Source organism: Streptomyces sp. 150FB (genome assembly GCF_000818195.1).
GTDB lineage: Bacteria > Actinomycetota > Actinomycetes > Streptomycetales > Streptomycetaceae > Streptomyces.
The window spans coordinates 1,758,537-1,770,393 of record NZ_JTHL01000001.1 but is presented as its reverse complement, the minus strand read 5'-3'; the positions used below and the strand labels follow the sequence as shown (position 1 = coordinate 1,770,393).

At 69.6% G+C, this 11,857-nt stretch carries 11 protein-coding genes; 6 read left to right on the top strand and 5 right to left on the bottom strand.

Annotation, left to right across the window (positions count from 1 at the left end; translation table 11 throughout):
- On the bottom strand, positions 1-600 hold a 600-nt coding region (locus tag QR77_RS07245), incomplete at its 3' end, for a PucR family transcriptional regulator ligand-binding domain-containing protein (protein ID WP_173476275.1).
- Positions 601-989: 389 nt separating this feature from the next.
- On the opposite strand from QR77_RS07245, the gene QR77_RS07240 reads away from it, so the two are divergent.
- Positions 990-2,417, top strand: a complete 1,428-nt coding sequence (locus QR77_RS07240) for an APC family permease (RefSeq protein WP_236711068.1) — start codon at positions 990-992, stop codon at positions 2,415-2,417.
- A 56-nt stretch (positions 2,418-2,473) separates the two neighbouring features.
- On the opposite strand, the gene QR77_RS07235 is transcribed toward QR77_RS07240, so the two are convergent.
- Both QR77_RS07235 and QR77_RS07225 read right to left on the bottom strand, forming a co-directional pair.
- Positions 2,474-2,758, bottom strand: coding sequence for a hypothetical protein (locus QR77_RS07235; protein WP_078876526.1), 285 nt, complete (start codon positions 2,756-2,758; stop codon positions 2,474-2,476).
- 208 nt (positions 2,759-2,966) lie between these two features.
- Positions 2,967-3,269, bottom strand: a complete 303-nt coding sequence (locus QR77_RS07225; RefSeq protein WP_160310889.1) for a hypothetical protein — start codon at positions 3,267-3,269, stop codon at positions 2,967-2,969.
- A gap of 140 nt (positions 3,270-3,409) precedes the next feature.
- Here QR77_RS07225 and QR77_RS07220 point away from each other — a divergent pair, with 140 nt between their 5' ends.
- The gene (locus QR77_RS07220; RefSeq protein WP_063798010.1) at positions 3,410-4,489 is read left to right on the top strand and encodes a helix-turn-helix transcriptional regulator; all 1,080 of its coding nucleotides are present in this window, start codon (positions 3,410-3,412) and stop codon (positions 4,487-4,489) included.
- Here the strand turns inward: QR77_RS07220 and cutA are convergent.
- The gene (gene cutA, locus QR77_RS07215; protein ID WP_040020380.1) at positions 4,486-4,842 is read right to left on the bottom strand and encodes a divalent-cation tolerance protein CutA; all 357 of its coding nucleotides are present in this window, start codon (positions 4,840-4,842) and stop codon (positions 4,486-4,488) included. The two genes, QR77_RS07220 and cutA, sit on opposite strands and share 4 nt — an antisense overlap.
- Positions 4,843-5,014: 172 nt before the next feature.
- Here cutA and QR77_RS07210 point away from each other — a divergent pair, with 172 nt between their 5' ends.
- Positions 5,015-5,977, top strand: a complete 963-nt coding sequence (locus tag QR77_RS07210) for a nitronate monooxygenase (RefSeq protein ID WP_040020378.1) — start codon at positions 5,015-5,017, stop codon at positions 5,975-5,977.
- 114 nt (positions 5,978-6,091) lie between these two features.
- Here the strand turns inward: QR77_RS07210 and QR77_RS07205 are convergent, their stop codons facing one another.
- Complete coding sequence (locus QR77_RS07205; protein ID WP_078876525.1) at positions 6,092-7,900, bottom strand: glycoside hydrolase family 15 protein; 1,809 nt, start codon at positions 7,898-7,900, stop codon at positions 6,092-6,094.
- Between the two features lie 401 nt (positions 7,901-8,301).
- Between QR77_RS07205 and QR77_RS07200 the strand changes: the two genes are divergently transcribed.
- The 3 genes from QR77_RS07200 to QR77_RS07190 form a co-directional block, all read left to right on the top strand.
- Complete coding sequence (locus tag QR77_RS07200; RefSeq protein WP_040020377.1) at positions 8,302-9,960, top strand: CTP synthase; 1,659 nt, start codon at positions 8,302-8,304, stop codon at positions 9,958-9,960.
- 183 nt (positions 9,961-10,143) lie between these two features.
- Positions 10,144-10,770 (top strand): NUDIX hydrolase, encoded by a 627-nt coding sequence (locus QR77_RS07195; RefSeq protein WP_040020376.1) that lies wholly within the window; start codon positions 10,144-10,146, stop codon positions 10,768-10,770.
- 167 nt (positions 10,771-10,937) lie between these two features.
- Positions 10,938-11,857, top strand: a 920-nt coding sequence (locus QR77_RS07190; RefSeq protein ID WP_236710554.1) for an ATP-binding protein, incomplete at its 3' end; no start/stop codon positions are given.

Below are 11,857 nucleotides of genomic sequence, written 5' to 3'. Positions count from 1 at the left end.
GGCGGCCGGTACGGCGCCGGGCGCGGCGCCCGGCGCAGCCGCGTACAGGAGCTGCCCCTCCGCCGTCTCCAGGAAGACCGGGTTCGCCGCGAAGTCGGCGAGGATACGGAGCACCTGCGGCACCCCGCCGCCGTCGAGCAGCGCCTCGGTGCACTGCCGGTGGACCTCGTCGGCCTGGCACAGCAGCGCGTAATGACCGTTGACGATCTCGGTGTGGATCTCTTCGGTCACCGAGACGAAGGCCACCTCGCGGTGGAGCTGCACCAGCGGCAGACCGGCCGTCAGCGCCGTCTCGACGATGGCCGCAGGCAACCGGTCGAAGCGCGGTCCCAGCTCCACCACCAGCGCCGCTATCCCGCGCTCGGCCAGCCTGCGGACAAAGGCGCGCTGCTCGGCGGGGCGGGTGCCGAGGCCGAGTCCGGTGGTCAGGAGCAGCTCGCCGCCCTTGAGGAGCGAGGCGATGTTCGGGACCTCTCCGGCGTGCACCCAGCGCACCGTACGGTTCAGCCGGTCGCCGCAGGCGACGACCTCGGGGAGGCCGCCGCGGAGTCCCGGCAGCTCAAGCGCGCGCCGCACGGTGATGCCGCCCTGACTGTCCATGGGCGGAGGCTACCCGGGGATATGTTCCGGCACCGTCTCCGGATCGTTACGGCGGTGAGCATGCCTCCCTGGTCACCCGACATGTCGTCGGCCGGAGGCCGTGATCACGTGACCCGGTGTCGCTTGTGGCGCGGATCACGTACGACGAGGCTGCCGGTGCACACCGCGTGCGAGCGAGGCTGCCTGAAGTACGGCTGGAGAGAGGCGCGATCATGGCACAGAACACCGGACCGGCGACGGCCGATGACACGCCGCAGGACACGCCCGTGGGGGCGGCCTTGGGCGGGGCCTTGGGCGGGGCTTTGGGCGGGGCCTCGGGCGGGGTTGGGTCCTCCCGGGAGGTGCACCGGCTCAAGGCGAACTCCGTCGGGCTGGTCGGCGTCGTTTTCATGGCCGTCGCCACGGCGGCGCCGATCACGGCCATGACCGGCAACCTCCCCATCGCCGTCGGCTTCGGCAACGGCACGGGGGCGCCCGCGGGATATCTCTTCGCCACCGTCGTGCTGACAGTGTTCTCCGTCGGATACGTCGCCATGGCCAAGCGGATCACCGCGGCCGGCGCCTTCTACGGCTACATATCGCACGGCCTGGGGCGGATCGCCGGAATGGCGTCCGGGATGCTCGCCGTCCTCGCGTACATCGTCTTCGAGGCGTCGATCGTCGGCGTCTTCTCGTACTTCGCGCAGACGACCGTACGCGACCAACTCGGCGTCGACGTGCCCTGGATCGTCTACGCGGCGGCGATGCTCGTCGTCACCGCCGTCCTCGCGCACTTCGACATCAACCTCACGGCGAAGGCCCTCGGCGTGATGCTGGTGGCGGAGATCGCGGTCCTCTTCGCCGTCGCCACGGCCGTCCTGATCCACGGCGGCGGCCCCGACGGCATCCCGCTCCAGCCGGTCAACCCGAAGAACGCGTTCACCGGCGCCTCCGCCGGACTCGGCCTGTTCTTCGCCTTCTGGTCGTGGGTCGGCTTCGAATCCACGGCGATGTACGGCGAGGAGTCGCGTAACCCCAAGCGCGTCATCCCGCGCGCCACCCTGATCTCCGTCACCGGCGTCGGGCTCTTCTACATCTACGTCTCATGGATGACGATCGCCGGCAACGGACTGGCGGGCTCGGTACGGATCTCCTCAGGCAGCAGCCCGCTCGACCTGTTCTTCGACCCCGCCCGCACCTTCATCGGCCCCTGGGCGGTCAGTGCCTTCCAATGGCTGCTGATCACCGGCTCGTTCGCCTGCGGGATGGCCTTCCACCAGTGCGCCTCGCGCTACCTGTACGCGATCGGCCGCGAGGGCTTCATCCACCCCGCCCTCGGACGCACACACCCCACGCACGGCTCCCCGCACATCGCGTCCTACGTCCAGTCGGTCATCGCGGTCGTCCTCGTCGGCGCGTTCTGGGCCACCGGCCAGGACCCGTACACCCACCTCTACACCCTGCTCGCGATCCTCGGCACGATGGCGATCCTCATCGTGCAGACCCTGTGCTCCTTCGCGGTGATCGGCTACTTCCGCCACAACCACCCCGAGGACAGGCACTGGTTCAAGACCTTCACCGCGCCGCTGCTCGGCGGCATCGGCATGCTGGCCGTTGTCGTGCTGCTGGTGATCAACCTGCACACGGCGGCGGGCACGGCGGCCGGCTCGCTCTTCTTCACGGCGATCCCCTGGATCGTCGGAGTGGTCTTCTTCGGCGGCCTCGCCCTGGGCCTGTACCTGCGAGCCAGGCGCCCGGAGCGCTACGACCTGATAGGCCGCGTGGTCCTGGAGGACGCGACGGAACGCGCCGCCGACGAGGACGCGGTACGGGTGTAGCCGGGGCCGCCTGGCCGGGGCGGGCGACCGGGGCCGTCAGGGAGCGACGCGGTCGCTCAGAAATCTTCTTGGCGCTGGTCCAGGACCATCCCTTTCAAGCGCAGCCGGTACAGCTTTCCGATGGCCGTGAGTTGGCGCTGCTCGTACTCGGTACCGACGCGTACGGACACCCAACGGCTTTGCCATATCAGCCCGGTGGGGCGTGAGAGATGGACGAACGGTCCGTTGAAGTAGTCGACGACCGCGACCATCTCGTACGACCTGTCATAAACGACCATGCCGACCCGCAGCCCGCTCGGATGCGCCACGACGCCATGTCGCTTACGGGTATCTACTCGCATGGGAGCCTCCGCAAGCCGTCCAGCACCCGGCACAGCAGCGATACGGTCGGCGGCGCGAAGCCCTGCTGCGGAACGGCGGGGTCACTGACCCACATCTCGCCCTCAGGACTCCACAGTTCCCCGGACGTCGACGACGGGCGGTTCTTGACCGCGTCGGTCCACACGACCCACCCTGTCGCACACGTGATGCTGTCGGTGTCCTGGACCATCACGACTGACCGGCGGGCTCGGCATGGTCAGCCTTGCGAGCGGTGTTCATGCGCGCTTCCAGTCCATCGGCTTCGACGCAGTTCACGCCGACATGGCTGCACTGGTAGCAGCGCATGACGTGGTCCATGAACGCGTCCCGCGCGGCGAGACGCGTGTCTTCCGCCGAGGCGCCGATGGTGTGCGCCTGCTCGGCGCCCGTGGCCGGTGTCACCTGACCGGCGCCCGGGGGTTCTGCTCCTGCTTCAACGTGCCTCTGGGCGCTGCTTCCGGGGTTAGGACAGCTCCGGATACGCTTCATCATGTCGTCGCTCCTCCAAGCGTCGTCCATGCCCGGGGCCGTTTCTGCGGTCGCTGGGGCTTTGTGGCACCACTCTCCCCCCGTTCGCGATCTACAGGTGGTGACTGGGCGGTGACTGAGTGGTGACGAGTTACGCTCGATGCATGCCGGGCCGTGATTTCGGGGACAGCGTCCGTTGGGCACTTCAAGCACGCGGTATGTCGATTCGGGCCGCGTCCCGGGCCCTCAGCTACGACCATGCCTATCTGTCGCGGGTGTTAGCGGGGAAGCAGTTACCGTCTCCTGAACTTCTGGCGTCCCTGGACCAGTTGCTAGGGACTGACTGGTCTGCTCGGCGCGATCCGGCCGCAGCGCCGGAGAATGACTTCTCTCGCTCTGCCGTCACCCATTTGCTGGAGCACGACAACCGGCACGGCGGGAACCATGTGGCCTCTGCTGCTGTCCAGGTGTGGCGCGCCGAGCAGAAGAAGCTGAACGGGGAAAACAAGCGGCATCTGTCCGCGGTGGCCGAACTCGCGGAAATCTCGGGTTGGCTGCTGTTCGACGCGAATCGTCAGGATGAGGCGCGGGCCGCTCTTGTTGAGTCGCAGATGCTCGCCAAGATCGCGGGGGATGGCCCGCTTGAGTGGTTCGCTCTTGACCTGTTGGCCATGCACAGCGTGCACAACGGGTCAGCCGGCGAGGCGTTGAGCATCTCGGATGAGATTCTCACGCGTCCCGGGATACCCAATCGCGTCGCGTTGATGTCGCAGGTACGCCGAGCACGGGCTCTCGCCCAGGCCGGCGACCGGGCACGCGCGCTTGACGCGATGGAGCGCGCCACGGGGGCGATGCAGGACTCAGCGCCGGACCGTGAACCTGCCTGGACCTGGTGGATCGACGATGCCGAGATCACGGGTCACTACGGTGAGTTGTGGCTGTCGCTCGGTGACGGCAAAGCCGCGCTTCCCCACCTGGAGCGGGCGGCCGAAGTGGAGCATGGCGGGGGGAGGAGAAAACTGGGCCACCTGGTGGCTCTGCTTACCGGATTCGTCTCGGTTCAGGCATGGCGGGAGAGCGAGAAGGCGCTTTTGGAGATTTTCGATCTGCTCGACATCGTCACCTCAGCGCGCAGTCGCGAGAGGCTCAAGGAGACACTGCGCGGCATCCGGCGAGACGCCCCGCAGTGGCTGGCGGATTTGGCCGACGAGACGGCAAAGGCCCAACTCCGAACCGGGGACTAAATGCGCGGAGCCGGCCCTGTCCCTGTCGTCTGGACGGGCTCGGTGTTCTCCGCCACCCAGCGGAGGTAGCCCTCCGTACCCGCGACGACGGCCACGGCGGATACCTCAGGATTCTCCCAGGGGTGGTGTTCGAGCAGGTGCGCTTCCAGGGCGGGATACCGGTCCGTAGTGGTCTTCAAGAGAAGCTGCCACTCCTCCCCGGTCCCGAATTCTCCTAGATGCCAGAAGACCGATGTGACGGGGCCGACGATCTGCACCCCGGCTGCCAGGCGTTCGCGCACGACGGTCTCTGCGAGCCGAATGGCCTGATCACGGGTCTCGGTCGCGGTGGAGACCTGAACGAAGTCAGTCATACGAAAAGGCCTATCGGCCGTCCCGCCCGTACCGTTGGGCGTCGCTGGAGGACGCGACGGAACGCGCCGACGAGGACGCGGTACGGGTGTAGCCGGGGCGCGCGGTGTGGCTTCCGTTCAGGGAAGTCGGGGGCGGTGTCCGTGCGTTGCGGCCAGGGGAATCATTGCTGGCATGGCCTTGTCTACGGCGTTTACGAAGTTGTTCGGTGTGGAGCATCCGATCGCGTCGGCTCCGATGGGGGGATCCGCCGGCGGTGCCCTGGCCCCCGCAGTCTCCCGTGGCGGCGGGTTCGGGTTGCTGGGTGCCGGGTCCGGAGACCCGGACTGGCTGGCCCGTGAGGTGCCGGTCGTGGCGGGGTGCGGGAAGCCGTGGGGTATGGGGTTTCTGAGCTGGGCGGTCGATGTCGGCGCGCTTGAGCGGGCGTTGGAGTACGGCCCCGGGGCGGTGATGCTGTCCTTCGGGGATCCGGGCCCGTTCGTCGAACGTATTCGTGCGGCCGGCGCTGCGCTGATCATCCAGGTCACCGATCTGGAGGAGGCCCGGCAGGCGCTCGGCCTGGGCGCCGACGTCGTCGTGGCGCAGGGCACCGAGAGCGGCGGGCACGGGGCCAGGTACGGGATGTCCACGCTGCCGTTCGTGCCGGTCGTGGTCGATCTGGCGGGGCCGGTGCCCGTGCTGGCGGCCGGCGGGATCGCCGACGGCCGGGGCGTGGCGGCCGCCCTCGCTCTCGGTGCCGCCGGGGCCCTCGTCGGGACCCGTTTCCAGGCCACGGCCGAGAGCCTGGTCGATCCCTCGACCGCCAGGGCCATCGTCGAGGGACACGGGCAGGACACGGAGCGCAGCGGCGTGTCCGACATCGCGCGCGGAGCGCGATGGCCGTCCGCGAAGTACACGGCTCGTACGCTCGGGCATCCCTCGCTCGACCGATGGCGGGGCCGGGAGGCGGAACTCGCGGCGAGTCCCGAAGCCCGGGCGGCCTATCAGGCCGCCGTGGCACGGGGCGACGCGCCGACCCTGCCGGTATGGGCGAGCGAGGCCATCGACCTCATCACCGACCTGCCGCCCGCTGCCGACCTCGTCGCGGCCCTCGCCGCTCAGGCCGAGGCCGTCCTGGCCCGGGCAGGAAGATCCTGACCCGGGCGGCTCGGTACGCGAGGCGGGACCGCCGGCGCCGGACACACGGATGCCGTCGCCACGTCGTGTCCGACCTGGCGACGGCATCCGGCATCACCGTGCGAGATGCGGCGCTCAGCCGCCGTACGCCCCCGAAGCCGTCAGGCGCAGCGCCGTGTCGATCAGCGGCACATGGCTGAACGCCTGCGGGAAGTTCCCCACCTGGCGCTGCAACCGCGAGTCCCACTCCTCGGCGAGCAGCCCGAGGTCGTTGCGCAGCCCGAGCAGCTTCTCGAAGAGCTTGCGCGCCTCGTCCACCCGCCCGATCATCGCGAGGTCGTCCGCGAGCCAGAACGAGCAGGCCAGGAACGCGCCTTCGTCGCCGGCGAGGCCGTCGAGACCGGCCTCTTCGCCCGCCGTCGGGTAGCGCATCACGAAGCCGTCCGCCGTGGACAGTTCGCGCTGGATCGCCTCGATGGTGCCGATGACGCGCTTGTCGTCCGGCGGCAGGAAGCCCATCTGCGGGATCAGCAGCAGGGACGCGTCCAGCTCCTTCGAGCCGTACGACTGCGTGAAGGTGTTCCGCTCCTTGTCGTACCCCTTCTCGCAGACGTCGTGGTGGATCTCGTCCCGCAGGTCGCGCCAGCGCTCCAGCGGCCCGTCCGCGTCCCCGGACTCGATCAGCTTGATCGTCCGGTCGACGGCGACCCACGCCATCACCTTCGAGTGAACGAAGTGCCTGCGCGGTCCGCGGACCTCCCAGATGCCCTCGTCCGGCTGGTCCCAGTGCTTCTCCAGGTAGCGGATCAGCTTGAGCTGGAGGACCGACGCGTAGTCGTTGCGCGCCAGGCCCGTCATGTGCGCCAGGTGCAGCGCCTCGGTGACCTCGCCGTACACATCGAGCTGGAGCTGGTGCGCCGCGCCGTTGCCGACCCGGACCGGGCCCGATCGCTCGTACCCCGGCAGCCAGTCCAACTCGGCCTCGCCCAGCTCACGTTCGCCGGCGATGCCGTACATGATCTGGAGGTTCTCCGGATCCCCGGCGACGGCCCGCAGCAGCCACTCGCGCCAGGCGCGCGCCTCCTCGCGGTAGCCGGTGCGCAGCAGCGAGGAGAGCGTGATGGCGGCGTCGCGTAGCCAGGTGTAGCGGTAGTCCCAGTTCCGTACGCCCCCGATCTCCTCGGGGAGCGAGGTCGTCGGCGCGGCGACGATCCCGCCCGTCGGGGCGTACGTCAGCGCCTTCAGCGTGATCAGCGAGCGGACCACGGCCTCTCGGTAAGGACCGTGATACGTACAGTGCTCGACCCATTCACGCCAAAAATCGGACGTCGCCTCCAAGGACCCCTCCGGGTCCGGAAGCGCCGGCGGCTGCCGGTGCGAGGGCTGCCAACTGATCGTGAAGGCGACCCGGTCGCCCGGGGCGACGGTGAAGTCGGAGTACGTCGTGAGGTCCTTGCCGTACGTCTCCACCTCGGTGTCCAGCCAGACCGAGTCCGGGCCCGCGACGGCGACCGTACGGTTGTCGACCTTGTGGACCCAGGGGGTCACCCGGCCGTAGCTGAAGCGCATCCGCAGGGCGGAGCGCATCGGCACCCGTCCGCTGATGCCCTCCACGATCCGGATCACCTGCGGCGCTCCGTCACGCGGCGGCATGAAATCCGTCACCCTGACGGTGCCGCGCGGTGTGTCCCACTCCGACTCCAGGATCAGGGAATCCCCCTGATACCGGCGCCGGGTCGCCCGGGGCGGCACGGAGCCTGCCGGGAACGCGGGTCCGAGCCGCCAGAAGCCATGCTCGTCAGTGCCGAGCAGAGCCGCGAAGACGGCGTGTGAGTCGAAGCGGGGCAGGCACAGCCAGTCGACTGTGCCGTCCCGGCAGACCAGGGCAGCGGTCTGCATATCTCCGATGAGTGCGTAATCCTCGATGCGCCCGGCCACGTGCATCTCCAGTCGAACGGCCACGTTCGCCCCGCGGGGCGCTTACTGCGGTCAAGGGTCGTTGACGAGCTGTTTTTCCGGGAACACGGGCGGGGTGGTGCCGTTTGCCGGCCTACTCGGCAGCGAATGTCCGAGCAGGATACGACGCACGTAGGACTTCCGCGTCACGCTGTCGAAAACATCGGTCTGCTGAACGGGTGAGCCAAGGGTGTGCGAGGGGTAGGAGACGGGGAGCTGTGGCCGGAAGCAGCCTCCCCTCGTCGCTGTTACCCTGGTAGCCCGTGGACCGGTGGTCACCCTGCGAAGCAACGGGGCCCCGAACCCGCAGCGACGGCAGCCTCTTCACTCAGTGACCGGGGCGCCGGTACGCACCTTCAGACCGCGACCACGGGAGCCCCCTCTTGGCCATGCCGACCCGATCCTCGACATCCTCGACGACCAAGCACATCTTCGTCACCGGGGGCGTCGCATCCTCCCTCGGCAAAGGCCTGACCGCCTCCAGCCTGGGTGCGCTGCTCAAGGCACGCGGTCTGCGGGTCACCATGCAGAAGCTCGACCCGTACCTGAACGTCGATCCCGGCACGATGAACCCGTTCCAGCACGGTGAGGTGTTCGTCACCAACGACGGCGCCGAAACCGACCTCGACATCGGCCACTATGAGCGTTTCCTCGACGTGGACCTCGACGGCTCGGCCAACGTCACCACCGGCCAGGTCTATTCGACGGTCATCGCCAAGGAGCGCCGCGGCGAGTACCTCGGCGACACTGTCCAGGTCATCCCGCACATCACGAACGAGATCAAGCACCGCATCCGCCGCATGGCGACCGACGACGTCGATGTGGTGATCACGGAGGTCGGCGGCACGGTCGGCGACATCGAGTCCCAGCCTTTCCTGGAGACCGTCCGCCAGGTGCGCCACGAGGTCGGCCGCGACAACGTGTTCGTCGTGCACATCTCGCTGCTGCCCTACATCGGCCCGTCCGGCGAGCTGAAGACCAAGCCGACCCAGCACTCGGTCGCCGCGCTGCGCAGCATCGGCATCCAGCCCGACGCGATCGTGCTGCGCGCCGACCGCGAGGTGCCGCTGTCCATCAAGCGCAAGATCTCGCTGATGTGCGACGTGGACGAGGCCGCCGTGGTCGCGGCGCTCGACGCGAAGTCGATCTACGACATCCCCAAGGTGCTGCACACCGAGGGCCTGGACGCGTACGTCGTGCGCAAGCTCGACCTGCCGTTCCGGGACGTCGACTGGACCGTCTGGGACGACCTGCTCGACCGGGTCCACAACCCCGACCACGAGGTCACCGTCGCGCTGGTCGGCAAGTACATCGACCTGCCCGACGCGTACCTCTCGGTGACCGAGGCGCTGCGCGCCGGAGGCTTCGCCAACAAAGCGCGCGTCACGGTCAAATGGGTCACATCGGACGACTGCAAGACCCCGGCGGGCGCGGCCAAGCACCTCGGTGACTGCGACGGCATCCTGATCCCCGGCGGCTTCGGCGAGCGCGGGGTGACCGGCAAGGTCGGCGCGATCCAGTACGCCAGGGAGAACAAGGTGCCGCTGCTGGGCCTGTGTCTGGGCCTCCAGTGCATCGTGATCGAGGCCGCGCGGAACGTCGCCGGAATCCCCGACGCGAACTCCACGGAGTTCGACTCGGGCACCGCGCACCCGGTGATCTCCACCATGGAGGAGCAGCTCGCGTACGTGGAGGGCGCCGGTGATCTCGGCGGCACCATGCGGCTCGGCCTCTACCCGGCGAAGCTCGCAGAGGGCTCGATCGTCCGCGAGACGTACGAGGGCGAGCCGTACGTGGAGGAGCGCCACCGGCACCGCTACGAGGTCAACAACGCGTACCGCGCCGAGCTGGAGAAGAAGGCGGGCCTGATCTTCTCCGGCACCTCGCCGGACAACAAGCTGGTCGAGTACGTCGAGTACCCGCGCGACGCGCACCCGTACCTGGTCGCCACCCAGGCGCACCCGGAGCTGCGCTCCCGCCCGACCCGGCCGCACCCGCTGTTCGCGGGCCTGGTGAAGGCGGCTGTGGCGCGCCAGCAGGGCCAGTGACGGTCCCGGCAGGTCCAGTGAGAGTCGGCCGGGCCAGGGCCTGGCCGGCCGCCCGGCGCCCGGCTCAGCGGGCCGCCCGGGCGTGAAGAGATACGGTGGAAAGCCGGGGCATGGATCTTGTCTGATCGTGTCCCGGCTTCTGCTTGTGTTCTGCTTGTGCGCGCTCTGTGGGAGGACGCTTTCATGACCATCGAGGACGTCTCCGAGGAGTGGCGGGTCACCGCGACCTCGACGCCCTTCCGGGGCAACAAGACCAGCGTCCGTACGGACGACGTGATCATGCCGGACGGCACGGTCGTCAAGCGCGACTACCAGGTCCACCCGGGCTCCGTGGCGATCCTCGCGCTGGACGACGACGGCCGGGTCGTCGTACTCCGCCAGTACCGCCACCCCGTCCGCCAGCGGCTGTGGGAGATCCCGGCGGGCCTGCTCGACGTACCCGGCGAGAACCCGCTCCACGCGGCGCAGCGGGAGCTGTACGAGGAGGCGCACGTCAAGGCGGGGGACTGGCGGGTGCTGACGGACGTCTACACGACGCCCGGCGGCTGCGACGAGGCCGTGCGCATCTTCCTCGCCCGCGATCTCGGCGAGGCGGAGGGCGAGCGCTTCGAGGTCTCCGAGGAGGAGGCCGACATGGAGCTGGCGCGGGTCGAGCTGAAGGAACTCGTACGGGGTGCGCTCGCCGGCGAGCTGCACAACAACTGTCTCGTCGTGGGCGTCCTCGCGCTCACCGCGGCGCTGGCCGGCGAAGGACCGGACGCGCTGCGGCCGGCGGACGCGCCATGGCCAGCGAGGCCCTTCGACGCGTGAACTCGCCGGTACCTTCCGCCCGATCAGTCGGATGAAACGCTGACCTGATTGAGGGATGTACCGGCCATGCTTCTCATGATCCGTCGCAGAGAGTGAACTAGGCTCGAATCGCCCGTGCGGATACCCGCCGGGCTCGACTCGTGCGCAGGCGGACGGGAGCATGGCCCGTGACGGATCAGGCGGTTGACGTGGACGGCCCGGGCCGGGGGCGCGCCGGGGGCGGGACCGCCACCCCAACCACCGGTCCTGGGAACACTTCTGACACGGCGTCGGACACCGCGTCCCGCACCCCGGAGCCCGCGAGGGCGGGAGCCGGGGTGCGGGACGGCGTCCCCGGCAGGGACACCGGCGCTCCCGACAGGGACACGGACGGCGGGGTGGGTGCCACGGACGGAACGGGGCCCGGCGGTGTGACGCACAGTGGTGCGCCGCGCGAGGGTGAGACGCCCCGGGCGGCGAAGCCCGATGCTGCGGCGCCCGCCCCGCCTCCGCCTCCGGCGGCGCCGTTCTTCGGACGCGAGCGGGAACTCGGCTCCCTGCACGGCGACATCGAACGCGCCGGGCTCAACACGATCTCCGGACGCAAGGAACCGCGCGCCCGTGTCCTGCTCGTCGCCGGCCGCCCCGGATCGGGGCGTACGGCACTCGCCGGCGAACTGGCCAGGCAGCTCCAGGGCCGCTACCCGGGCGGCGTCGTACGCGTCCGGCTCACCGAGGCCGACGGCGAACCCGTACCGACCGAGCGCAGTGCCCGCTCCATCCTCGACACCTTCTCCGTCGCGACCCCGCCCGGCGCCGGGGAGGACGAGCTGTCCGAGATGGTCCGCGACGCGCTCGCCGAACGCCGCGTGCTGCTGCTCCTCGACGACGCCGTGGACGCCGAACAGGTCGACCCCCTGGTGCCCGACAACCCGGACTGCCTGGTGCTCGCGGTCGCGCAGGGCCCGCTCACCGGCATCCCCGACGTACGCCCCTGCACCCTCGGCGGCATGGACGCGAAGGCCGCGGTGGAACTGCTCGGCCGGTTCGCCGGCGCCGTACGGATCACCGTCGACCCGCAGGCCGCCGAATCCCTCGCCGAGGAGTG

Excerpts from the sequence above, each read along its gene's own strand:
- QR77_RS07195 (WP_040020376.1), top strand. The coding sequence starts at position 10,144 with ATGACCATCGAGGACGTCTCCGAGGAGTGGCGGGTCACCGCGACCTCG.
- QR77_RS07210 (WP_040020378.1), top strand. The coding sequence starts at position 5,015 with ATGGCCTTGTCTACGGCGTTTACGAAGTTGTTCGGTGTGGAGCATCCG.
- QR77_RS07235 (WP_078876526.1), bottom strand. The coding sequence starts at position 2,758 with ATGCGAGTAGATACCCGTAAGCGACATGGCGTCGTGGCGCATCCGAGC.
- QR77_RS07200 (WP_040020377.1), top strand. The coding sequence starts at position 8,302 with ATGCCGACCCGATCCTCGACATCCTCGACGACCAAGCACATCTTCGTC.
- cutA (WP_040020380.1), bottom strand. The coding sequence starts at position 4,842 with ATGACTGACTTCGTTCAGGTCTCCACCGCGACCGAGACCCGTGATCAG.
- QR77_RS07220 (WP_063798010.1), top strand. The coding sequence starts at position 3,410 with ATGCCGGGCCGTGATTTCGGGGACAGCGTCCGTTGGGCACTTCAAGCA.
- QR77_RS07240 (WP_236711068.1), top strand. The coding sequence starts at position 990 with ATGGCCGTCGCCACGGCGGCGCCGATCACGGCCATGACCGGCAACCTC.
- QR77_RS07225 (WP_160310889.1), bottom strand. The coding sequence starts at position 3,269 with ATGATGAAGCGTATCCGGAGCTGTCCTAACCCCGGAAGCAGCGCCCAG.
- QR77_RS07205 (WP_078876525.1), bottom strand. The coding sequence starts at position 7,900 with ATGCACGTGGCCGGGCGCATCGAGGATTACGCACTCATCGGAGATATG.